This is a genomic window from Litorerythrobacter xanthomarinus (assembly GCF_046254955.1).
Taxonomy (GTDB): Bacteria; Pseudomonadota; Alphaproteobacteria; order Sphingomonadales; family Sphingomonadaceae; genus Qipengyuania_C.
The window spans coordinates 951,890-972,474 of the sequence record NZ_JBJXRG010000001.1; the positions used below are offsets into that span (position 1 = coordinate 951,890).

Annotated in this window: 24 protein-coding genes; 12 read left to right on the top strand and 12 right to left on the bottom strand. The window is 61.2% G+C overall.

The genetic code is table 11. The annotated features are described in order from the left end of the window. Positions 1–37 precede the first annotated feature (37 nt). The gene (locus tag ACEWMW_RS04965; RefSeq protein WP_409412785.1) at positions 38–190 is read right to left on the bottom strand and encodes a hypothetical protein; all 153 of its coding nucleotides are present in this window, start codon (positions 188–190) and stop codon (positions 38–40) included. After that, positions 135–806 carry a hypothetical protein gene (locus ACEWMW_RS04970; RefSeq protein ID WP_409412786.1) on the bottom strand — a complete coding sequence of 224 codons (672 nt, stop codon included), beginning with the start codon at positions 804–806 and terminating at the stop codon, positions 135–137. Before ACEWMW_RS04970 ends, ACEWMW_RS04965 begins: the two co-directional genes overlap by 56 nt. A gap of 420 nt (positions 807–1,226) precedes the next feature. On the opposite strand from ACEWMW_RS04970, the gene ACEWMW_RS04975 reads away from it, so the two are divergent. Continuing rightward, on the top strand, positions 1,227–1,361 hold the full coding sequence (locus tag ACEWMW_RS04975) for a hypothetical protein (RefSeq protein ID WP_409412787.1): 135 nt from the start codon (positions 1,227–1,229) through the stop codon (positions 1,359–1,361). Positions 1,362–1,620: 259 nt separating this feature from the next. Here ACEWMW_RS04975 and ACEWMW_RS04980 read toward each other — a convergent pair whose 3' ends face one another. From ACEWMW_RS04980 to ACEWMW_RS05010, 7 genes are all read right to left on the bottom strand, one after another. After that, a complete protein-coding gene (locus ACEWMW_RS04980; RefSeq protein ID WP_409412788.1) occupies positions 1,621–1,932 on the bottom strand; it encodes a hypothetical protein in 312 nt (103 codons plus the stop codon). Beyond that, on the bottom strand, positions 1,929–2,132 hold the full coding sequence (locus ACEWMW_RS04985; protein WP_409412789.1) for a hypothetical protein: 204 nt from the start codon (positions 2,130–2,132) through the stop codon (positions 1,929–1,931). Before ACEWMW_RS04985 ends, ACEWMW_RS04980 begins: the two co-directional genes overlap by 4 nt. Then, the gene (locus ACEWMW_RS04990; protein WP_409412790.1) at positions 2,122–2,316 is read right to left on the bottom strand and encodes a hypothetical protein; all 195 of its coding nucleotides are present in this window, start codon (positions 2,314–2,316) and stop codon (positions 2,122–2,124) included. Before ACEWMW_RS04990 ends, ACEWMW_RS04985 begins: the two co-directional genes overlap by 11 nt. After that, the gene (locus ACEWMW_RS04995) at positions 2,313–2,501 is read right to left on the bottom strand and encodes a helix-turn-helix domain-containing protein (RefSeq protein WP_409412791.1); all 189 of its coding nucleotides are present in this window, start codon (positions 2,499–2,501) and stop codon (positions 2,313–2,315) included. The genes ACEWMW_RS04990 and ACEWMW_RS04995 overlap by 4 nt, the downstream gene beginning before the upstream one ends. 753 nt (positions 2,502–3,254) lie before the next feature. Beyond that, on the bottom strand, positions 3,255–4,436 hold the full coding sequence (locus ACEWMW_RS05000) for a tyrosine-type recombinase/integrase (protein WP_409412792.1): 1,182 nt from the start codon (positions 4,434–4,436) through the stop codon (positions 3,255–3,257). Between the two features lie 222 nt (positions 4,437–4,658). Then, complete coding sequence (locus tag ACEWMW_RS05005) at positions 4,659–5,117, bottom strand: GFA family protein (protein WP_409412793.1); 459 nt, start codon at positions 5,115–5,117, stop codon at positions 4,659–4,661. A 31-nt stretch (positions 5,118–5,148) separates the two neighbouring features. Then, positions 5,149–6,351, bottom strand: coding sequence for a M20 metallopeptidase family protein (locus ACEWMW_RS05010; RefSeq protein ID WP_409412794.1), 1,203 nt, complete (start codon positions 6,349–6,351; stop codon positions 5,149–5,151). Positions 6,352–6,433: 82 nt separating this feature from the next. Here ACEWMW_RS05010 and ACEWMW_RS05015 point away from each other — a divergent pair, with 82 nt between their 5' ends. Next, positions 6,434–7,474: a diacylglycerol/lipid kinase family protein gene (locus tag ACEWMW_RS05015; protein ID WP_409412795.1), complete on the top strand. Its 1,041-nt coding sequence runs from the start codon at positions 6,434–6,436 to the stop codon at positions 7,472–7,474. After that, a complete protein-coding gene (locus ACEWMW_RS05020; RefSeq protein ID WP_409412796.1) occupies positions 7,471–8,361 on the top strand; it encodes a hypothetical protein in 891 nt (296 codons plus the stop codon). Before ACEWMW_RS05015 ends, ACEWMW_RS05020 begins: the two co-directional genes overlap by 4 nt. 3 nt (positions 8,362–8,364) lie before the next feature. On the opposite strand, the gene ACEWMW_RS05025 is transcribed toward ACEWMW_RS05020, so the two are convergent. The 3 genes from ACEWMW_RS05025 to ACEWMW_RS05035 all read right to left on the bottom strand — a co-directional run bounded on the left by ACEWMW_RS05025 (position 8,365) and on the right by ACEWMW_RS05035 (position 11,452). Next, positions 8,365–8,871: a DUF2141 domain-containing protein gene (locus tag ACEWMW_RS05025; protein ID WP_409412797.1), complete on the bottom strand. Its 507-nt coding sequence runs from the start codon at positions 8,869–8,871 to the stop codon at positions 8,365–8,367. 197 nt (positions 8,872–9,068) lie between these two features. Further along, positions 9,069–10,958 (bottom strand): asparagine synthetase B family protein, encoded by a 1,890-nt coding sequence (locus tag ACEWMW_RS05030; protein WP_409412798.1) that lies wholly within the window; start codon positions 10,956–10,958, stop codon positions 9,069–9,071. A 230-nt stretch (positions 10,959–11,188) separates the two neighbouring features. Next, the gene (locus tag ACEWMW_RS05035) at positions 11,189–11,452 is read right to left on the bottom strand and encodes a PqqD family protein (RefSeq protein WP_409412799.1); all 264 of its coding nucleotides are present in this window, start codon (positions 11,450–11,452) and stop codon (positions 11,189–11,191) included. A gap of 149 nt (positions 11,453–11,601) precedes the next feature. Here ACEWMW_RS05035 and rpe point away from each other — a divergent pair, with 149 nt between their 5' ends. From rpe to ACEWMW_RS05080, 9 genes are all read left to right on the top strand, one after another. After that, the gene (gene rpe, locus ACEWMW_RS05040) at positions 11,602–12,264 is read left to right on the top strand and encodes a ribulose-phosphate 3-epimerase (protein ID WP_409412800.1); all 663 of its coding nucleotides are present in this window, start codon (positions 11,602–11,604) and stop codon (positions 12,262–12,264) included. A 4-nt stretch (positions 12,265–12,268) separates the two neighbouring features. Beyond that, positions 12,269–14,170 (top strand): heparinase II/III family protein, encoded by a 1,902-nt coding sequence (locus ACEWMW_RS05045; RefSeq protein WP_409412801.1) that lies wholly within the window; start codon positions 12,269–12,271, stop codon positions 14,168–14,170. An 8-nt stretch (positions 14,171–14,178) separates the two neighbouring features. Then, on the top strand, positions 14,179–15,768 hold the full coding sequence (purH, locus tag ACEWMW_RS05050) for a bifunctional phosphoribosylaminoimidazolecarboxamide formyltransferase/IMP cyclohydrolase (protein WP_409412802.1): 1,590 nt from the start codon (positions 14,179–14,181) through the stop codon (positions 15,766–15,768). A gap of 204 nt (positions 15,769–15,972) precedes the next feature. Beyond that, entirely contained in the window at positions 15,973–16,110 is a 138-nt protein-coding gene (locus tag ACEWMW_RS05055; protein ID WP_409412803.1) for a hypothetical protein, read from the top strand. After that, positions 16,107–16,793 carry a peptide-methionine (S)-S-oxide reductase MsrA gene (gene msrA / locus ACEWMW_RS05060; protein WP_409412804.1) on the top strand — a complete coding sequence of 229 codons (687 nt, stop codon included), beginning with the start codon at positions 16,107–16,109 and terminating at the stop codon, positions 16,791–16,793. Before ACEWMW_RS05055 ends, msrA begins: the two co-directional genes overlap by 4 nt. 48 nt (positions 16,794–16,841) lie before the next feature. Next, the gene (locus ACEWMW_RS05065; protein ID WP_409412805.1) at positions 16,842–17,309 is read left to right on the top strand and encodes a Fur family transcriptional regulator; all 468 of its coding nucleotides are present in this window, start codon (positions 16,842–16,844) and stop codon (positions 17,307–17,309) included. A gap of 70 nt (positions 17,310–17,379) precedes the next feature. Continuing rightward, positions 17,380–19,302 (top strand): 1-deoxy-D-xylulose-5-phosphate synthase, encoded by a 1,923-nt coding sequence (gene dxs, locus ACEWMW_RS05070; protein WP_409412806.1) that lies wholly within the window; start codon positions 17,380–17,382, stop codon positions 19,300–19,302. Between the two features lie 12 nt (positions 19,303–19,314). Beyond that, on the top strand, positions 19,315–19,752 hold the full coding sequence (locus ACEWMW_RS05075) for a hypothetical protein (protein WP_409412807.1): 438 nt from the start codon (positions 19,315–19,317) through the stop codon (positions 19,750–19,752). A 1-nt stretch (position 19,753) separates the two neighbouring features. Further along, a complete protein-coding gene (locus tag ACEWMW_RS05080; protein ID WP_409412808.1) occupies positions 19,754–20,542 on the top strand; it encodes an alpha/beta hydrolase in 789 nt (262 codons plus the stop codon). Positions 20,543–20,585 lie beyond the last annotated feature (43 nt).

A 20,585-nucleotide genomic window follows, 5' to 3' on the forward strand; every position in this document is an offset into this window, starting at 1 on the left:
CTAGTTCTTCTTTAGCCATCGTCCGCCGAAGCATAATTTAACCCAAAGGATTGTCTGCGGCTATTCGCACTAAATGCAATAGCTGGCCAAGGCCACCAGCGCGCGCCCCATGCTTCCAAGCATTACGATTACCCTTAGGCGCGCCCGGATTGGTCCCGCCGTGCATCCTGCACCGCTTCCGACCGCTCACCGCTGGAGATTGGCACTCCGTTCCCCTCCGTGTCCGCGCCAAGCATCGCGGGGCCCGTGCCAGCTGTTCCGGTTGCATGGGATTGTTCGTCTGATTTTGCATTCTGCCCCTCCCCCCGATGCTGGTGGAATTGATCGGCAACCACGGCTTGCCCGCCTTCATTCACTTGAACGTGTTTAACCGTTTGCTCACGCGGCTGGTGCAGTCTTGCCAGAGCTTCCAGCGTTGTTCGACAATTGCTTTGTGCCCTCAATGCCAGCCGCATATAGCGCTCGGCTGCGTCAAAATACTGCCCCATGTTCTGCTTGGATCGCATCGCAAGCTCGGTGAAAAGTGCATCGAGTGTCACAGCTTGCGCGGCTAGAAGTTGGCTCGAAAGTTCCTTGTCGCCGCACTTTGCAGACTTGAGAATCTCGGCAAGCACTTCAGTGTTGTCCATAATCGAAGGCGTGTTCGTGTCGCCAAAAAGATAGCCAGCCGCGCTGCCTGCGACTTGAGCATGGCGCACACCCGGACGAAGGCTCAAGCGCGCCACTGTTTTGAGAGGCTCCTCGCCCTTCACCGCCTTTACTTCAAGCGCGTCTGCCGCCTTCTTTTTGCCTGTTCGCTTAGTCATTGCCTTCCCCAACTTGCTCTCGCTGCTTTCCCGATGTTCTGCGAAGTGCTGCAACGCCGCCCCAAGATCAGCCCTTGTGGCTTAACTAGCTCCAAACCTGCCGATTGCACCGCCACCTCGTCTGCCCCTTTCATGAGATAGTTGAGAGCTGCTTGGCGATTGGCGAAGTGCAATTGCGGATTGCTGCTTTCCAAGCCTAGCCGCCCACCTATCGGATCGCTTCGAATGATGCTTTTGGAATAGGCGCGCCCCGTCATCTGGCGCAGCCATCTCTTTTGCGCGGCTGGTAACTGGCTCACGACGCACGCGGGAATGTGAATAAGGATATGGCAATGCCAACCTTTGCCGCCCGCATTCTCATGTACCCAGAGCCAAGCAGTCCTGTGGCCTCTGCGAGCGAGCCACTTTGTTAGCCTGTCAATGAACGTCCCTGTCGCCCTTGCCATGCCCTCTAGGGCCACACCAGCCGCCTTCCAGTGGATTGAAACCATTCGTGTGAAAGGTAAACCGATTGCGGCGCTGTGGCTCTCAGCGGCCTTCAAATTGGCAATCTGAGCTCGTGTGAGTGTTTGGCTTGGTCTGTCCGCTCTATTGCGCGCACCGCCCCTGCCTGTTGCCTTAGGACAATTGGCTGCCTCACTTAGAGGTAACCTAGTTATTGCAGATCGCGTGCCAATCGCCGGAACGCACCGTTTTCCACCGCTTACGAACGGGCCAGCTCCCTTTGAGACTTCACTGTTTTGCCAATCCGGTGAAGTTTCAAACGGGCAGCCATGCGAGGCGCTGGCATATTCACCCCGCATGGCCGCAACCGTCATTTGAGCGCCTCTTTGCCGCGTTCGGTCAAAGCCAAAACCGCCGCCATTTTGCCGCTTGGATTCCGGCGTCGTTCGCCCGTTGCAGCGATTAGCCCCATTGCCTTCAATTCGGAAAAGCGCGGCTGGAGCTGCGAAGGGTGCGCCTTTGCGCTGGAAGTGACTTCCAAAGGCGTTCCGGTGCCTAGCTTGGCTAGGGTGGCGAGCGCTTTCCTTCGCAGGCTCTTGGCATTGGGCGCTATCACCTTGGCCGCATCCTGCGATGTGCCGTCTTGCCCCTTGCTTCCTGGAGTGTCGGGATAGGTGCTCATTGTGCGCCTCCCTTTGCCAAAGGCGGCAGCTCGAATCGTTCTAAGAGCTTTGCAAGCCAATCGCTCTGCTTCTCGCTCATGGGCGCGGGATCGACCGCTATCTGGCCAAGAAACTGCCCCGCCTTGCGGGTGAGACGGTATCCACCATTTAGCAGCGCCAGGGCTGCCTCGCGCTGATTTGAAAAGGCTTTATTCGTCATTAGCGCTCTCCCCATAGGCAAGGTGCGCAAAGGTGCGGGCCATCGATTGAGAGACGCAAAATCGTGCAATGAGGGTTTGCGTTTGCCGCGTTTGAGCGGTATTCGATTTATGCAACCAGCCGCCAAGTTGATTGCGCGAAGCCCCGGCCTGTACGCCGGGGTTTTGCTTATCCGCCATAATCATTCGCCCTCTCCGTAAGAGGGAAGGCTGGCCAAATAGGCCTCAAGCTCGGCAACAGGGATAAGCGTGCGCCGCCCTGCCTTTTTTGCGGTTAGCGATTTAGATTTTAGCGCCTCATAGATCGCGCTGCGCGATAGTCCTGAAAGCTCAACCGCTTTGGGAATAGGGACTGCAAGTAGGGATTGCATTTTGTTCTCCTGTGCCTTGCCGCGTTGGTGCGGACACACAGGAACATGCCGATCGGTCGCGTCGGTAAAAGCTAGTTTATCCGTATTTAGCTTTCATCAGAGGATCGTTGGCGAGATTATGGACCCATTGCAGTGCGTCTTCGTACGTTCCGGGATAGTTTGGGTGAGCACGGAAAAGAGCGAGCCTTTCCTCAATCTCAGCATGTAGCTTTGCATCATGAGCGTTGATGGAATCGGGGTGCGTTCGGGTGTTCCAGTCATTGATAGTGGAGGCGCTTAAAGGTTGTCCTTTCCGTCCTGTGGCACCCGCGCCTGCATAGATGCGAGCGACCTCTTTTCGAGCCGTTGCGTCGGCTATGTGGTGGTCTTCAACTAGGAATCTTAGGCAGCGCAAAACATGGCTACGCACATACCTGCGAGCCGTGCCGTCGCCACCTCTGGTGCCTGCCATAGTAGACCTCAAGAGCCTTGGGTCCCCGCCATTCGCAAGTTCGTCCATCGCTGTTGCCAAGGTGTGCAGAACGGCAACTCCGTGCGACTTTTCAAATGAGGGCAACTCCCTCAATGCGAAGCAGACTTGTAGAAGTGCATGGCCAGCCAAGACTTGCTTTCGATTTAAGCCTTCGCAGTCTGAGGGGCTTTCAAGAGGTTCCCAAGAAGCCTCAATGAAGCCTTGACCGTGCTCTTCCAGCCGTTCGTAGAGCCGCTTTGCCCAATCGCTTAGGTCTGGCCACCCGTCGCCAACTCGTTTGCTCAAAGCGCCAACTCCCCAAGCGCCTTAACCGCCGCATCGCTGGCAAGGTGCCCATAGTGCCGCTCAATCATCTCTGCGCTTGTGCCGCTGATTTGTGCGATTGTGAGAAGCGGCAATCCGGCCCTCACAAGGTCTGTGATGGTGCTATGCCTAAGCGTGTAGGCAGTCGCTCCGGCTGGCATTCCGGCCGCGCGCACTGCCGCCGCTATCGGCACTTTCCACGTGTTCTTGTCCCATACTTTGCCATTGCCGCGCATGAATAGCGGAGCGGTTGGCAGCTTGTCCTTGCCTTGCTCGATTAAGAGTTGCGCGGCCTCGGCTGGTATCTGAATCCGGCGCGGCTTGCCGTTCTTATCCTTCCCAATCGAAAGCTCGTTTGTGCGCTTGTCAAAGTCGCCAGCGGTCAAAGCCGCCATTGCGCCCGGTCTGAGGGGTAACAGGCAAAGAGCGCTCACAAATGGTCGCGCCTCATCGCTAATCGCCTTCAAGAGCGCCCGCCGTTGGCCCTTATCCAGATACAGGGTGCGCCGCCCATTCGCATTAGGAATAGACCGCAGCGCCTCCTGCCAAGCGGCCTCGCTATTCGGAGCGCCCATCGCTAGAACCTTGGCGAGCGCCGCACGCAATACGGCCATATCGCGGTTTACAGAAGAGGGTGCGCGCTTGCGCACCGTCTTTTCGCCCTCCTTGTTCCGGCTAACCAGAGCGGGCTTCTCCTCCAACCGCGCGCGCCAATCCAGCAAATGCCGTCGCCTGAGCTTATCCAGCTTAACCTTGGCAAGCGGATCGCCGTGCACGTGTCGCTTGAAGCGGGATTGTGCCTCTGGCTTGTCTTCCGAATAGGCACGGCATGCATCGCCAACGGTTTCAACCTTCGCGCGTATTGTTCCGCCAGCCTCAACGAGTTCGGCAAGCGCCTCTGCATCCTTCTTTGCCGCCGCGAAGCGTGCGTTGCCTGCCAGTGCCCCATAATCGCCGAGAGACTTCACCTGATACCTGCCCTTGTCTTCGTCATATGCCCGCGCAATCCACGTTCCCGGCCCGCCGCGCTTCGATGGGCGAAAGCCGAGGAAGCAGCCGTTACGCAATCGTTGCCAGTGCGGCTCGCGCTGTTTCTTGAGGTCTTCCCGGTCCTTCACCTTGCTCAGGTCAACAATCTTTGACTTTCGAACCTTGCCCATCTCATTTTCCATACTGTATGTAATGAATATGGAATACAGCACAGGACGGAATCGGACAAGGCAGGATTCAAGCACTTGTGATTATGTGCTTTTCCTCATCCGGTTTTGTCTGACCATGTAGTGCAGACCTGCACTCCGAAGGCAGAGGTCACAGGTTCGAATCCTGTCGGGTGCGCCATCTTACTCGCCTGTTGTGCGTTGCCTAGTTGTCAGGGACCCTTCTCACCAACCGGCAAAGCCCGCCACAAACGGCCACAGGCAGGCGCGCATGCTTCGCCCCGGGGTGTCGTATTTGGGCAAGCTATCTTCAACATCGGCTGCGCGGCTTTCGTAGAAGATGTGCATCGCCGGATCCGGCAGGCCGGCAGCGCCAGACAAGGTGGGGGTTGGCACGAAGCCCAGTCTCAGTCCCGGCCCAAGCTTCATGAAGCCCATCGTTGGCGACCCGCACGAATCGCAAATACCGCGGTCGATGCTCTTGCTGCCATTCAGATGGCGAAAGGTAAGCGGACTGGCGGGATCGATCTCAACGGTGGAGGCATTGGTAATCATCGCATCGGCATAGGGCGCCTTGTAGACCGCCTGGCAGATCCCGCAGTGACACAGGAAGCGTCGGGTGGGCGCACGTGACAAGGTGTAAGTCGATTTTCCGCAGCCACAGCTTCCGCGCAATTCTTCCATCAACCGACCCCCTTCGTGCCGCACGCCCGCGCTAAACTTCGCCGAACCCGTTCTCGAGGAATTCCATGGCACAGCCCGCCAGCATGGCTGCGCCGCGCGGCAGTGCGCTTTCGTCTACCATCATGCGCGGCGAATGGATGGCGCAGCAGCTCTTCCAATCGGTCCCGTCTTGGGCGACACCGAGGAAGAACATCGCGCCGGGCACCTTCTCGAGCAGGTAGGAAAAGTCTTCCGCTCCCATGATCGGATTGCCGAGACCGTGCCACACCCCTTCTCCAAAAAGATCGCTGGCGACTTTCTCACCCAATGCCACGGCCTGGCTGTCGCAAACGGTTACCGGAAAGCCCTCTTCAATCTCGACTTCGGCTTCGAGGCCATGGGCCGCGGCGGTCTGCCGGGCCACTTCGCCAACCAGGGCGTGCACCTTGGCGCGGTGCGAAGCCGACAACGTTCGCATCGTGCCGCCCAGCACCACGTTGTCGGGAATCACATTGTGCGCCGTTCCGGCATGAATCTGGGTCACAGTGACGATTACTGCAGAGGCTGCATTGAAGCGCCGCGTCACCATCGTCTGCAAGGCCGAAACGATCGCTGCTGCACCCGGGATCGGGTCTCCAGTGTCATGCGGCATGGAGGCATGGCCCCCCGCGCCTTTGACGGTGATGGTGAACTGGTCGGCGGCGGCAAGCAGCGGCCCGGCGCGCCCGGCGATCCGGCCATAGGGTGAGTTGGGCATGATGTGCAGTGCGAACGCGGCATCGGGCAAAGGATCGATCAGCCCATCGTCGAGCATATGACGTGCGCCGTGATAGCCTTCCTCGCCGGGCTGGAACATGAATTGTACCTCGCCTGCCAGATCATCGGCCTGCGCGGTAAGGATCCGGGCGGCGCCCGCCAGCATCGCGGTGTGCGTATCGTGTCCGCAGGCGTGCATGCGTCCGGGAATGGTCGAAGCAAATTCGAGCCCGGTATGTTCGTCCATCGGCAGCGCATCCATGTCGCCGCGCAGCAGGACACGTCGGCCCGGCTTGCCGCCCTTGAGGGTCGCGACGGCTCCCGTCGTCGCGCCGCCTTCTTTCCAGTCGAGTGGCAGGTCCGCGAGCGCCGCGCGCACCTTGGCCAGCGTCATCGGCGTTTGCAGGCCGAGTTCAGGCTCGGCGTGGATGGCGCGGCGCAGGCCAACAATCATGTCGGTCTGGCTGCGGGCGGCTTCGAGCAATTGGGATGTCAGCATGGCTCCATATTAGCCCAACAAGATCGGCCGCGCCAAGAAAAGGTTAGTGAAAAGGGTGAGCGCCGCGTCTAAGGCGTGGGCAATGAGCAAGAGCGTGCACCAGTTTGGCGACCTTTACGGCGAGGCCGTGCCAAACGATGGTGCGCCGCAAGCCCGTGCTACCAGAACCGATGGCACCAGCAGCACACCACGTGTCGGGGTGGTCTATAATCCGCGCAGTCATCGTAACAAGGGACAGGATCTGGAGATCGCCGGCCTGCACAACGTCACTGTGAGCCAACCCCATGGCCGCGATCAGATCACACAGTGCCTGGCCGACTTCGCCCGCGACGGGATCGATTACCTGATCATCAATGGCGGCGACGGTACCGTGCGCGACGTGCTGACCTGCGGCCAGGCCGTGTTCGGTGACGATTGGCCGGAGCTCGCCGTATTGCCCAAGGGCAAGACCAATGCGCTCAATGTCGATCTGGGGGCGCCGGGCGGCTGGACGCTGGCCGAAGCAGTGGCCGCGTGGGACGGCGGCCAGCGGATCACGCGGCGACCGATCGAGATTACGCGGGCCGACGGCGAGTCCCCGACAGTCCGGGGATTCATATTCGGTGCGGGCGCTTTCACGATTGCGATCAGAGCGGGGCAGGATGCGCATCGGCTCGGCGCATTCGATAGCCTGGCAGTAGGCGTCACCGCGCTGTGGGGAGCCATGCAGGTCTTCTTCGGCGGCGACTCCAATCCGTGGCGCAGCGGCGTGCGGATGGACATCAACTTGCTGCCCGAAGGCCAGCCAATGCCGCGCAGCCGGTTTGGCGATCCCGGCAGGCGCGCGTTCCTGCTTGCTTCGACGCTCGAGAATTTCCCGATGGGAGTAAAGGCGTTCGGGCCGCTGCGGGAGGGATTGAAACTGCTGGTGCTTGACCATCCGCGTCGCCGACTGATGGCCCTTATCCCGGCGATCCTAGCCGGCTATCGGCCCGCTGGACTGTCCGACAAGGGCCTCCACCAGATCGGTGCCGAGGCGTTCGAGATCGAGCTCGAAGACCAGTTCATACTAGATGGTGAAGCATTCCCGGAAGGCCACTACCGCATCGGCCAGGGCGCTCCGCTCACCTTCATTGCTCCATGAACGATACGCTCGAGCAGCGGATTGCGAAGCAGCTCGCGGCGCCGGTTGACGAAGCGGCAAGCGCCTTTGCGCACCATCTTGCGCGCGGCAGCGATGCGCTGGCGGTGCTTTTCTATGGCTCCAACCTGCGCACCGGATCACGCGAAGGGGTGCTCGATTTCTATATTCTTCTCCCGGGTGAACAACGGGAGAAGATCTGGCCCCGCGTAAGCTATCACGAATGGGATTTCGCGGGCGAAACCTTGCGCGCCAAGGTCGCGACCATGGCGCTTTCGACCTTTGCAAGCGCGGCGCGCGGCGAGTTGCGCGATACGACGATATGGGCGCGTTTCGTGCAACCGAGTGCGTTGGTCTGGCAGCGCAACGATCAAGCGGCGGAGGCGGTGCGCGAGGCTATCGCCAATGCTGCCAAGACAGCCGCGCGACTGGCTGTAGCCCTCGGCCCAGACCAAGGAGCTGCGGAGGATTATTGGCGGGCACTCTTCAGAGCTACTTACCAGGCGGAATTCCGGGTCGAGAAAGCGGGACGCGAAGATTCGATCCTTTCGGTCAATGCGGCGCATTTCGAAGGGCTCTTGCCGCAGGCACTGAATGCACTGGGCATTTCATACGAGCGCGATGGAGAGCAGCTCTTGCCGAAGCTGCCCGATTCCGAGCGTGAAGAAGTACTACGATGGTGGGAGAAGCGCCGCCGCGCCGGCAAACCGCTCAATCTGCTGCGGCTCGCCAAGGCGAGTACGACTTTCGATGGCGCAGCGCGCTATGCGGCGTGGAAGATCGAGCGCCACACCGGCATCGCTATGGAAGTAACGCCGTTTCGCGAAAAGTACCCGCTGCTCGCCGCGCCCGGTGCGCTGTGGGAGCTGTGGCGCGCCAAGCGGCGTTAACACCTACCAGTAGCGCATATTGATAGTGATCGATTTCACGCCGCCATTCACGGTGAACGCTGTCTTCTTGTAGCTCGGCTTGCCGAGATTGAAGATATTGATCGAGGGATTGTTCGACATTCCGCCACCATCTTCCTTGAGATCGGTGTCGCCATTGCCGTTGATGTCATGGCGGATGGCAATCGCATAAGTCCCACTGGCGGGCAGCGGCATGCAAACGGTCATCTGCCCGGCGCGCGCAGGCAATTCGATACGATTGATCCAGCGGCCCTTCTTGAGCCAGTCATCGCGGGTGCCGCGATAGCTCTGCACTCGCACAGTTCCTTGCGAAGTGGAGATGCCATTGACGGTGATCCACACAGCCGGGGCATCATTGCCGGAATGGCAGTGCTTGGTGCTGTGGCTAATCTTCTGACGATACTGGACTTGCGCGGAAACGGGTACCGCCATACCCAGAGAGGCCGAAGCAAGCGCCAGCGCGGCTAGAGGTGATTTACCCAGTCGTTTCATCTCAGTCGGTTTCCGTAATGACGCATATTTGCGCCGAGTAAGCTGATTTTCAAGCGAATCGCGGCCATCCGCACCTTTGAACTTTTCGCCTGCTTCAGCGAGCTTTTGCCCATGTGGCGCTGAATTGTGGCTGAATTGAGAGAATCCTTGCGGTTAATGGTGCCGCCGGTTGTGTTCCAGGCCGTTGAATTTATGGACTAAAGATCATTGCGCCCCTCGGCCATTCCGATGAACTGCGCGGCGAGCACAATGCGCGGAAGCCCCAGCATGGGCGGGAAATCTTCCTCCCAGCTATGCTGCGGCGCTTCGGGCCAGCGCTCGAGCAGGTCCTGCATCCGGTCGATATCGGCGACCTGCGACAACCAAGGATGGTTCCGCATGGCTTCGGCGTAGCGCACCAATTCTCCGCGGCGCGGAGTCATGCGCGCATGCCAATCGATATTATGCTGCCCGTGACGTGTTTCGAGCCGCTGCGATTCGGGCATTCGCCCCTTGGCCATATGCCGTGCAAGTCTTCGTTCGATGCCATGCGACGCGAACTGATCGCTCGGCAGTCCAAGGCAGAACTCGACCAGGGGGCGATAGGCGGAAACATCCCGCCTCCTGATGCCATAGAGTTGTTCGAAGGCGAGATGGACATCTGCTGCAGGACCATTGGCCTGCAAGGCATATTGACGCACTGCTTCTGCGCGGGATCTGGGGTGGGTCAGGTCGTCCCATGCGCGCTCCCTGCCCGCTCTATCCGCACGCGCCCGATGCTGCTCGCGCGCTCCTTGGGAAAGCATAGTGAGCAGCCCGGTCATATCGCGGCGTTCGGGATGGACCACGCCTCGCAGAATGCCCCGCATTTTGGCGGGAAGCTGCGGCAGGATCGAGAGCGCGGCCAACTTCCGCACCAGCGAGCGATCATCGCCCGGCCGATTGCGCAGCAACTTCAGCAGCTCGCTCCATTTTCCCGCGCGGGCATACTCGATATAGGCCCAGCGGCCATTGTCGCTGAAGGTCTGGTTGCCGAGTTCGGCATCGAGCAGCATGTCGCAGCCGAGGTCCCGCGCCCTGGACCAGACCCCATGGAACATGCCGATATTGGCGAGGCCAGGAGCGAAGATTTCCATCGCCTGGAAGATGTCTTTCGAACGGAAATCGAAGCCGCCTTGTTCGGGATCGGCGATGTGCAAGTCGATCCGGCCATTGAATTCAGCAAAGCGGCGCGCGAGAGCTGCCTCATTGCCGATCAGGCCGCTTGGCTCGATGCTGTCCCAATCGGGGTGCGGCACGAATGTGATCGCGTCGAGACGCCCGTCTCTTGGCAAAGCGCGCGTCAGCGCATCGGCTGCGAGCGGGGAATCGAGTCCGCCTGACAAGGCGATCGCGGGTTTGCGGCAAGAGGCCAGGGCCATGCGCGAGGCTTCTTCGAGCAAGGCGTTAGCCGCATCGGGATAGTCGGCGTCGTGTGCCAGCCTGATCTGCGGCAGGTTTGCAACCGAGTACCAGCGATTGAGGCGACGGCCCGCACGATCAATCGTGACGGCGCAGCCCAGCGGCACCTGCAAGATATTCCTGTACCAGCCCGATTCTTCGCCATCGCGATAATCGTAAGCCAATTCGTCGATGATACGGTCGTAGTCGAGCTCGTGCGGAGCACCGGCGGCGAACAAAACGCGATGCAGCGGTGAGGCGATCACGCGCTCAGGTGTTGCATGATGGTATAGCGGGGGCGCAAACCAGGGAGAGCGCGCAAGCCGCAGTTCGCCGCTGGGAAGCCGAGCGATAGCAGCGTAGTTGCCGATCAGATGGCCATCGGCATCGCCTCCCCATTTCGCGAGGCTTGCAGCGTAAACGGAGGCAGGGCTTTCGTCGGCCAAGCCAAGCTGCGCAGCGATCTCTGCAGCGTTATCGATCCACCCCTGCAGGACCGCAATTACCGGTCCGACCGATCCGAAATCCTGTCCGTCTCTGGCAAGCCATTGGCAATGCAATGAGCCATCGCTGTGATGGGCGGCACTCCCACGGTAGCGGGTCAGCGCCTGCGCAATCGCGGATCGCGGCGCGGGTGCATCGGTCCAGCTATGCCAGCAGGCAATCATCAGTTGCCTGCCCGGAAGTTATCAGGAGTGCTTGTTCCCGGCCGCCTGGGCGAAGGGAATGGGCGGGCCTGCAATATCGGCAATCGTACCCAGCCGATCAAGGCGAGGCTTGTGCCAAGCCTTCTTTGGCTCCCTTGCCGGAGCATCTTTGGGTGCATTGTGCGACATTGTTGTTCTACGTAGCCCATATAGTTAATTCCGGGCCGCTCGCATAGCCCAGCGAGATAATCTCACGGTTCCAGTAGTTTCGCACGCCGGAGCTCCTCGCCCAGCGTTTCGATGTCCGCCAACGCCTCGCTGTGCGCGACATCGTACTCGGCTGCCATGGCATCGGCTATCTCAGCGTAGCTGCGCCTGCCATCGATCATGTCCCAAATCGCGCGCGCGGTACCTTTCAGCGAGAACAGCTCGCCGCCCGCCATGTCGATCAGCACCACTTCGTCATCCACCACAGTGGCGATGAAGTTCTCTTTGATCTTACGCGGCGCAGCCATGTTGAACCGGGTAGCGTTTTGCGTCGACAATGAGAAGGATAGTGCGCAGCTTCCGCCGTGCAGTGTGGATAAGGGGCGCCCCGTGCTTGAGGGTGCAACTGGCGGCGCGTAATCGCCATGTTCATTCGGCCTCTAGACGATCGGCAGCCATGACCGCACCGCTCATTTCGCCTTCCATCCTCTCCGCTGATTTTGCACGGCTGGGGGAGGAAATCCGCGCCATAGATGAAGCCGGCGCCGACTGGATCCATGTCGACGTGATGGACGGCCACTACGTGCCCAACATCACTATCGGTCCGGCGGTGGTGAAGGCGCTGCGACCGCACACTTCGAAAACCTTCGATGTTCACCTGATGATCGCACCAGTCGATCCGTATCTTGAAGAGTTTGCAGAAGCCGGCGCAGACATCATCACTGTCCACCCGGAGTCTGGTCCGCATATCCACCGGACGCTGCAAGCCATCAAGGCGCTGGGCAAGAAAGCGGGTGTGGTGCTCAATCCCGGGACCCCGGCGAAGATGCTCGACTACCTGATCGAAGAAGTCGATCTGGTGCTTGTGATGAGCGTCAATCCCGGTTTCGGTGGGCAGAGCTTCATCTATTCGCAGCTCAAGAAGATCGAAGCGATCCGCAAGATGATCGAGAAGAGCGGCAAGGATATTCATCTTGAAGTCGATGGCGGCGTGAACGCGGAAACCGCGCGGCTGTGCGTCGATGCAGGGGCCGACGTGCTGGTAGCGGGGAGCGCAACCTTCAAGGGCGGCCCGTCACAGTATGCTGTCAATATCGCTGCATTGAAGGGACAGGGCTAGCGCGATGGATATGGCCACCCGCAGCCGCGACCAAGAAGCCGAAGAGCTTGATGTACCGGTCGGAGATGCGAGTGCGATCCCGCTGCTTCCCGGTCTTGAACCGCTGCGGCGTGAGAAACCGAAAGCGTCGCCAATCGCGGGTGCAAGCGACCCTCTCGATGAAGATCTGCCGCTCGAACCGTCGCGCGCGCTTGTCCCCTCAGATCTTGCGCCGCCGCGCGCGCATATCGGGGACCGGCTGACCCGCATTGCGTATCGCATGGGCGTACCCGCCGCATTGCTGGACTCGCCCTTCAAGCGCCCAGGCCCGGCACGGATCAAGGCCACAGTCGCCAGCCCGCTGACGGGAGACCGCGCTGCCGGCATGGCGCTCAGAGCCGGGCATTTCCTCGTCCACGGTCTCAAGCTACAGACCGGGCAAATCGAAATGAGCGGCACGGCGCGCAGCACGCCGCCGGTTGAGCGCGTCGTCCACGGATTCACCTGGCTGCGCGACCTTGCCAGCGCCGGTCCGCGCGAAGAATGCGCCCGGCTCGCAGAAGGTCTGCTGGCGCGCTGGCTGGACGCCAATCCCGGAACGCCCAAAGGCCCCGCCGCAGAAGTCGAGCACACTGCGTTGCGCGTCATCGCCTGGCTGGTGCACGCACCGCTGCTGTTTTCCAGCGGTGACGGGGTTCTGCGCGGGAAAGCGCTCAAGCATCTGGTTGAAAGCGCCAACTGGCTGGATCGGAAGGCCAACAAGACGCCAGACGGGTTTGCCCGCGTGGCCGCGTGGTGCGCGCTCACCGCTGCCGGGCTGCTGCTGCCCGATGGCAAGCCGCGCCGCCTCCACGGCGAGGCAGGGCTGGTGAGGGCGCTGGGCGATTTCGTGTTTGACGACGGCGGTGCATGTTCGCGCAGCCCGATCGCTCAGATGGACGCTATCGCGCTGCTGATCGACCTCGAGGCTTGCTACGAGGCCGTGGGCCGCGAGCCGCCCGCGATGCTGGCAACCATGAAGGAACTCCTGGTTCCGCCGCTGCTGGCCCTGCGGCACAGCGACGGCGGGCTGGGCAGCTGGCAGGGCGCCGGGGCGATCGCGCCCGAGCGTGTCGCCTCGCTGATCGATGCCAGCAGGGTGCGCGCCCGCGGGCTGAAGGATGTCGGCCAATGGGGTTATCACCGGATCAAGGCTGGTCGCACTATCCTGCAATTCGATGCCGCTCCGCCGCCGCGCGGACCGCATTCGCGCAGCGGCTGCGCTTCCACCCTCGCCTTCGAGCTGTCCTGCGGCGACCAGCGTATTATCGTCAATTGCGGCGGCGGCGCATGGGCGGGCGGCGCTGTGCCAGTGCGGATCGAGCAGGGCTTGCGGGCGACTGCAGCGCATTCCACGCTGACGCTCGACAACGCCAATTCCACCGCCGTCCTGATCAACGGGGCACTCGGCAAGGGCGTCGAGGAGGTCGAGGCCGATCGCCGCGATCTGGCGCAGGGCGAACATGGTGCGACACGGCTTGAGGCCAGCCACAATGGTTATGCCGCGCGCTATGGGCTTGCGCATCAGAGGATATTGATGCTGCGCGAAGACGGCAGCGAGCTGCGCGGAGAGGACGTGCTGCTCCCGGTCAAGCGCAAGGGCCAGCGCGGCAAGATCGGCTTTGCCATTCGCTTCCACCTTGCACCGGGGATCGAGGTGCGGCTCTCCGAAGATGCCCGCGGTGCCGGCCTCGCGCTGCCCGATGGCAGCTATTGGCAATTCCGCCTTGCCGGCGAAACGGCGCAGCAAGGCGGCGAGCTCCAGCTGGAAGATAGCATGTGGGTCGACGGGCACGGCCGCGCCCGCGCGACGAAACAATTGGTAATCCAGGGCATGACATCGCGCGGCGGGGGGAACTTCCCCTGGCTGCTCAAGAAAATGGGATAGGTTCCAACGTGAGTAATGTGGCAATCAAGCGGGCGCTGCTTTCGGTGTCCGACAAAAGCGGATTGGTCGAATTGGGCAAGGCGCTCGGCGAGCGGGGTGTGGAACTGGTCTCGACCGGCGGCACTGCCAAGGCATTGCGCGATGCCGGGCTGGAAGTGCGCGACATTTCCGATCTGACGGGTTTTCCCGAAATGATGGACGGGCGGGTCAAGACGCTACATCCCAAGGTTCATGGCGGGCTGCTGGCCGTGAGGGACAATCCCGAGCATGCCGCCGCGATGGAGGAGCACGAAATCGGCGCGATCGACCTGGTGGTCGTCAATCTTTATCCGTTCGAAGCGACAGTGGCGAAAGGCGCGGAGCGCGACGAGATTATCGAGAACATCGATATCGGCGGGCCGAGCATGGTGCGCTCATCCGCCAAGAACCATCACTACGTCACGATTGTGACCGATCCGGCGGACTACGCCACGCTGACGGCGGAGCTCTCCGAAAATAACGGCGCTACCACGCTCGCCTTCCGCAAAGCCATGGCAGCCAAGGCGTTTGCCGCAACCGCGGCCTATGATTCGATGATCAGCCAGTGGTTTGCCTTTGCCGACCAAGGGAAGATGTTCCCTGACATGCTGGCGGTGAACGGGAAGACACCGGTCGAGCTGCGCTATGGTGAGAACCCGCACCAGCGTGCTGCGCTTTACACGCCAGTCGGTCCGCATTCGCGCGGGATCGCTCAGGCCGAACAGCTCCAGGGCAAGGAGCTGAGCTACAACAATTACAATGATGCGGACGCCGCGCTTGAACTGTGCGCCGAATTCAAGGGCGGCGATCCGGCGGTCGTGATCGTCAAGCACGCCAATCCTTGCGGCGTGGCGCAGGCTGCCTCGCTCAGCGAGGCATGGGAAGCGGCGCTCGCTTGCGACAGCGTTTCGGCCTTCGGCGGGATCGTTGCGGTCAATACCGAGCTCGATGGCGAGACCGCCGAAGCCATTGCCAAAATATTCACGGAAGTGGTCATCGCGCCATCGATTACCGAAGAAGCGCGTGAGGCCTTCGCGAAGAAGAAGAACCTGCGCCTGCTGATCACGGGCGATCTGCCCGATCCGCGGCGCGGCGGGCTGGCGGTGAAGCCGATCACTGGCGGCCTGCTGGTGCAGACGCGCGACAATGGTGCGATCTCTGACGCCGATCTCAAGGTTGTCACCCAGCGCGAGCCGAGCGAACAGGAACTCAAGGACTGCCTGTTTGCATGGACGGTTGCGCGGCACGTAAAATCCAATGCGATCGTCTACGCCAAGGATGGCGCGACCGCCGGGATCGGCGCGGGCCAGATGAATCGCCGCGATTCCTCGCGCATAGCCGCGATGAAGGCCGCCGAAGCTGCCGAGAAATACGGCTGGGAAGAATCGCGCACCGTGGGCAGCGCTGTGGCATCGGACGCGTTTTTCCCATTCGCCGACGGATTGATCTCTGCCGCCGAAGCGGGTGCGACAGCGGTGATCCAGCCGGGCGGATCGATCCGTGACGATGAAGTGATCGCAGCGGCAGACGAGGCCGGGCTGGCAATGGTGTTCACCGGGATGCGCCATTTCCGGCATTAGTATTTCTGGATCGGACTTATGCCTTTCTCACTTCTGCTATTGCTGCACTGGATCGTTAACTGATCGTCGGCCGCTGTAACCATCCCTTGCACCCAGCCGAACTCATTCCCGTAATCTGACGCAGCCCCAAACGCCGCGTTCACCAAACGGAAAGAGCTTCGCGCTATGGATGCATCGCAACGCACACCAACGACGGAACGAAGAATGAGCCTGTTCGCCCCAGACCTGTTTCGCAACTTTGCCATCGGCTTCGCTGTTGGCGCGGCTGTATTGGGCATCCAGGCCAGCTCGGAACATTGGGACTCAATTGGTCCCGTGATTGCTGCTATCCTGCCGCTATGAAGCATCTGATCCTGCCCGCTCTCGCGGCGAGTGGTCTGTTCCTGTCAGCCTGCCAGCAGCCCGCCCTCGCCAAGGACAAGTATTTCGAAGCGCCTGCCGCCGCACGCGTCGCTGACGAGCCGGAAGGGCTCAAGGTCGCCGTTTTTGCGGGCGGCTGCTTCTGGGGTACCGAAGCCGTTTTCAGCCATGTGAAGGGCGTCAAGAAAGCGGTGTCGGGCTACCACGGCGGCAATGCCAAGACCGCGACCTACAAGATCACCAATAGCGGCATGACCGAACATGCCGAGGCGGTACGGATTGTCTACGATCCCAAGATCGTTCGCTATGACGAGCTGGTGCAGATCTTCTTCTCGGTGGTGGCCGATCCCACGCTGCACAACCGGCAAGGTCCGGATGTCGGCCCGCAATATCGCGCTGCGCTCGTACCGATGAGCAGAGAGCAGCACCAGGTCGCCGCAGCTTACCTCAAGCAGATGCAGGCTTCGGGCAAATGGAGCGATCCGATCGTCACGGAGACCGAGCGCTATCGCAAGTTCTATGCGGCGGAGGATTACCACCAGGATTTCGTCGCTCGAAACCCGCGCCAGGGCTATGTCTTGCGCTGGGACAAGCCCAAGCTCGCCGCGCTCAAGCGCCTTTTCCCCGAACATTATAGGGCGAAATTCCTGCGCGATCATTCCTGATTCGCGTCGGGAGTAGCGCCGCTCGGCTGAAGCGCCTATATGTGGCGTATGGCTAGCCATCATCACGCACACGAGGAACACTTCGGCGACGACCTGATCAGCGCTGCGCGTGTTTCGCTCACCGGGGCAGGTGAGCAATGGACGAGCATGCGCGAATCGGTTTTTGCCGAGCTGGCGCGGCACGACCGTCCCGTTTCCGCTTACGATATTGCGGACAATCTCTCGGCAGCCCGTGGCAAGCGCGTCGCCCCCAACAGCGTCTACCGTATCCTTGACTTGTTCGTGACCAACAATCTCGCCAACCGGATTGAGAGCGCCAACGCCTATCTGGTCAACACGCACCCTGGATGCCGCCACGATTGTGTGTTCCTGATTTGCGACGATTGCGGGACCGCCAGCCACTTCGATGACGACAAGCTGACCAACGCGCTGCGCGGCGCGGGCAAGGCTGCGGGTTTCAGCCAGGTGCGCCCGGTGGTCGAGCTACGCGGACTGTGCGCCGATTGCGTTGGTTGACCGGCAGGATAGTCACAATCGAAAGCTGTTCATCGACAGGGCAGGAACTGCGAGCTAGGGGGTTGAGTCGATGACAAATACGCCTGAAACGCCTCTCCTCGACACCGTCGAATACCCCGCCGACCTGCGCAAGCTAGAGCCGGAGCAGCTGCGCCAGCTCTCCGACGAACTGCGCGCCGAAATGATCGATGCCGTCAGCACCTCTGGCGGGCATCTGGGATCAGGGCTCGGCGTGGTCGAGCTGACCGTGGCGATCCATTACGTCTTCAACACGCCCGAAGACCGGCTGGTGTGGGACGTTGGCCACCAATGCTATCCGCACAAGATCATTACCGGACGGCGCGACCGGATCCGCACCTTGCGGCAAGGCGGCGGGCTTTCGGGCTTCACCAAGCGCAGCGAAAGCGAATACGATCCCTTCGGCGCGGCGCATTCGAGCACTTCGATCTCCGCCGCACTCGGTTTCGCGGTTGCGAACAAGCTGCAGAATCAGCCTGGCCGCGGGATCGCCGTGATCGGCGACGGTGCGATGAGCGCCGGCATGGCCTATGAAGCGATGAACAATGCCGAACAGGCGGGCAATCGCCTCGTCGTGATCCTTAATGACAATGACATGTCGATCGCGCCGCCGGTGGGCGGCCTGTCGGCCTATCTTGCGCGCATGGTCTCCTCGAGCGAGTACCTCGGACTGCGCTCGATGGCGTCGAAAATTGCCCGGAAGCTCGGCCGCCGCGTATGGGGCGGGCTGGAAAAGGCCGAGGAGTACGCGCGCGGCATGGTCACAGGCGGGACTATGTTCGAAGAGCTCGGCTTCTATTACGTCGGCCCGATTGATGGGCACAATCTCGATCACCTCATCCCCGTGCTCGAAAATGTGCGCGATGCCGAAGAAGGCCCGGTCCTGATCCATGTCGTGACGACCAAGGGCAAGGGCTATGCCCCGGCTGAACAAAGCGCTGACAAGTATCACGGCGTTCCCAAATTCGACGTGGTGACGGGCGAGAAGGCGAAATCGGCAAGCGGCCCTCCCGCCTACCAGAACGTCTTCGGTGATACGCTCGCCAAGCTGGCCGAAACCGATCCGAAGATCTGCGCCATCACTGCAGCGATGCCTTCAGGCACCGGGGTCGATCGCTTCGCCCAGGCGCATCCGGAGCGCGCCTTCGATGTCGGTATTGCCGAACAGCACGGGGTGACCTTTGCTGCGGGCCTTGCCGCGCAGGGCATGCGGCCCTTCGCGGCGATCTATTCGACTTTCCTTCAGCGCGCCTATGACCAGGTGGTCCACGATGTGGCGATCCAGAACCTACCCGTGCGCTTCGCTATCGACCGCGCCGGGCTGGTCGGTGCCGATGGCGCAACCCATGCCGGATCGTTCGACATCACTTATCTGGCCACCCTGCCCAACTTCGTGGTGATGGCAGCGGCGGACGAGGCCGAGCTGGTCCATATGACTTATACCGCTGCCGAATATGACACCGGCCCGATTGCGCTGCGCTATCCGCGCGGCGGCGGTGTCGGAGTGGAGCTGCCGGAAACGCCGCAGCTGCTTGAGATCGGCAAGGGCCGGATCGTCAAGCAGGGCAGCAAGGTCGCGCTGCTCACGCTCGGCCCGCGCCTGCATGAAGCGCTCAAGGCGGCAGAACAGCTCGATGCCAAGGGGCTATCGACTACCGTGGCCGACCTGCGCTTTGCCAAGCCGCTCGATAGTGAGCTGATCGAGAAGGCGATGCGCGATCACGATGTGGTGGTGACGGTGGAAGAAGGCGCGATCGGCGGGCTCGGCGCACATGTGCTGACGCTGGCGAGCGATACGGGTCTCGCCGATGACGGCCTGAAGATCCGCACCATGCGCCTGCCCGACGTGTTCCAGGACCAGGATTCGCCTGACAAGCAGTATGACGAGGCGGGCCTCAACGCGCCGCATATCGTCGATACCGTCCTCAAGGCACTGCGGCATAACTCAGCGGGGATCGAGGAAGTGCGGGCTTAGCGAGTATCGTCGATGGGAGAGCTACTTGGCATCCCGGAATGGCTGGCTCTCACGCTCTTCATTGCTGCATTTTTTGTCGTTCTTGGCACTGTTGCTTGGCGCAACACCAATCGGCAAATCGAAAGGACGCTTGGCAAACGCAATAATCTGACGAGGGAGGAGTTTATCATGAAGATGACTCCAGATGTCACCTCTGAAACTTCCGGGTTCCTTTGGGATTCTGCGATGAGTTATCTTGAGGTCCTCAAACAGGAGATCACCCCGCATCCGGACGACCACCTTGTCGATGATTTGCCCATAGATGACGAGGAATGGAGCATGGATTGGCCGCGTGAATGGGCCGAACGGAAAAGCTTCCACGAAAGCAATCTGCCGGATTGGCCAGAAGACTGGGCCGTGACCATTCGAAACTACGGGCGATGGCTAGATATGTGTCCTGCGACTGACTGAAATGATCCAATTCGCAACCAAACTACTCCTCGCGCTCGCCATTGCCTATGCGGCGCTCTCGGCGATGCTATACTTCGGGCAGGAGCGTTTCCTGTTCCCTGCGCCGCAGCAGGATCGCGGGTCGCTATCGGACTACGAGACAGTCACTTACGAGACCTCTGACGGGATTCGGATAGCCGCCGGCTACCGAGCGGCGCGCGACGGCATGCCCACGCTGGTATTCTTCCATGGCAATGCAGCCGACTGGCAAAGCGGCGCTTCGGCGCTCCGCGGCTTGGCCGAGCGAGGCTATGGCGCATTTGCGGCAAGCTATCGCGGCTATGCAGGCAATGCCGGAAAGCCGGGCGAGCAGGGGCTCTACCTCGATGGCGAAGCGGCGATCGCGTGGCTCGGCACACAGGGCGTGGAGCCGAATGAGATCATACTGGTCGGCAATTCGCTCGGCTCGGGCGTGGCGAGCGAGATGGCGGTTCGCCACCCTGCGCGCGGGCTGGCGCTGATCTCCCCCTTCTCCGCCATGAGCGACATCGTCGCAGAGCGCGCCTGGTGGATGCCGACCAGCTTGCTGCTGCGCCATCACTTCGAGAATGCCGACAAGCTGGCGGATTTTGGCCGCCCGGTGCTGATCCTCCACGGCGACCGTGACCAAGTGATCCCGCATGCCCATGCCGAACGGCTGGCAACTGTAGTGCCTGCCGCCAGGCTCGAAATCATCGAAGGTACGGGCCACGAGCTCGCCTATCGGCCCGAGGCCGAAGCGGCGCTGGCAAAATGGCTGGCTGGTATTTGATCCGTTCGCGGGCTAGCGCGGCAGACCGAGCCAATCGCAAAGA

Coding starts and splice junctions, on each gene's coding strand:
- ACEWMW_RS04970 (WP_409412786.1), bottom strand. CDS start 806: ATGACTAAGCGAACAGGCAAAAAGAAGGCGGCAGACGCGCTTGAAGTA.
- ACEWMW_RS04975 (WP_409412787.1), top strand. CDS start 1,227: ATGAACGTCCCTGTCGCCCTTGCCATGCCCTCTAGGGCCACACCAGCC.
- ACEWMW_RS04980 (WP_409412788.1), bottom strand. CDS start 1,932: ATGAGCACCTATCCCGACACTCCAGGAAGCAAGGGGCAAGACGGCACA.
- ACEWMW_RS04985 (WP_409412789.1), bottom strand. CDS start 2,132: ATGACGAATAAAGCCTTTTCAAATCAGCGCGAGGCAGCCCTGGCGCTG.
- ACEWMW_RS04990 (WP_409412790.1), bottom strand. CDS start 2,316: ATGATTATGGCGGATAAGCAAAACCCCGGCGTACAGGCCGGGGCTTCG.
- ACEWMW_RS04995 (WP_409412791.1), bottom strand. CDS start 2,501: ATGCAATCCCTACTTGCAGTCCCTATTCCCAAAGCGGTTGAGCTTTCA.
- ACEWMW_RS05000 (WP_409412792.1), bottom strand. CDS start 4,436: ATGGGCAAGGTTCGAAAGTCAAAGATTGTTGACCTGAGCAAGGTGAAG.
- ACEWMW_RS05005 (WP_409412793.1), bottom strand. CDS start 5,117: ATGGAAGAATTGCGCGGAAGCTGTGGCTGCGGAAAATCGACTTACACC.
- ACEWMW_RS05010 (WP_409412794.1), bottom strand. CDS start 6,351: ATGCTGACATCCCAATTGCTCGAAGCCGCCCGCAGCCAGACCGACATG.
- ACEWMW_RS05015 (WP_409412795.1), top strand. CDS start 6,434: ATGAGCAAGAGCGTGCACCAGTTTGGCGACCTTTACGGCGAGGCCGTG.
- ACEWMW_RS05020 (WP_409412796.1), top strand. CDS start 7,471: ATGAACGATACGCTCGAGCAGCGGATTGCGAAGCAGCTCGCGGCGCCG.
- ACEWMW_RS05025 (WP_409412797.1), bottom strand. CDS start 8,871: ATGAAACGACTGGGTAAATCACCTCTAGCCGCGCTGGCGCTTGCTTCG.
- ACEWMW_RS05030 (WP_409412798.1), bottom strand. CDS start 10,958: ATGATTGCCTGCTGGCATAGCTGGACCGATGCACCCGCGCCGCGATCC.
- ACEWMW_RS05035 (WP_409412799.1), bottom strand. CDS start 11,452: ATGGCTGCGCCGCGTAAGATCAAAGAGAACTTCATCGCCACTGTGGTG.
- rpe (WP_409412800.1), top strand. CDS start 11,602: ATGACCGCACCGCTCATTTCGCCTTCCATCCTCTCCGCTGATTTTGCA.
- ACEWMW_RS05045 (WP_409412801.1), top strand. CDS start 12,269: ATGGATATGGCCACCCGCAGCCGCGACCAAGAAGCCGAAGAGCTTGAT.
- ACEWMW_RS05055 (WP_409412803.1), top strand. CDS start 15,973: ATGAGCCTGTTCGCCCCAGACCTGTTTCGCAACTTTGCCATCGGCTTC.
- msrA (WP_409412804.1), top strand. CDS start 16,107: ATGAAGCATCTGATCCTGCCCGCTCTCGCGGCGAGTGGTCTGTTCCTG.
- ACEWMW_RS05065 (WP_409412805.1), top strand. CDS start 16,842: ATGGCTAGCCATCATCACGCACACGAGGAACACTTCGGCGACGACCTG.
- dxs (WP_409412806.1), top strand. CDS start 17,380: ATGACAAATACGCCTGAAACGCCTCTCCTCGACACCGTCGAATACCCC.
- ACEWMW_RS05075 (WP_409412807.1), top strand. CDS start 19,315: ATGGGAGAGCTACTTGGCATCCCGGAATGGCTGGCTCTCACGCTCTTC.
- ACEWMW_RS05080 (WP_409412808.1), top strand. CDS start 19,754: ATGATCCAATTCGCAACCAAACTACTCCTCGCGCTCGCCATTGCCTAT.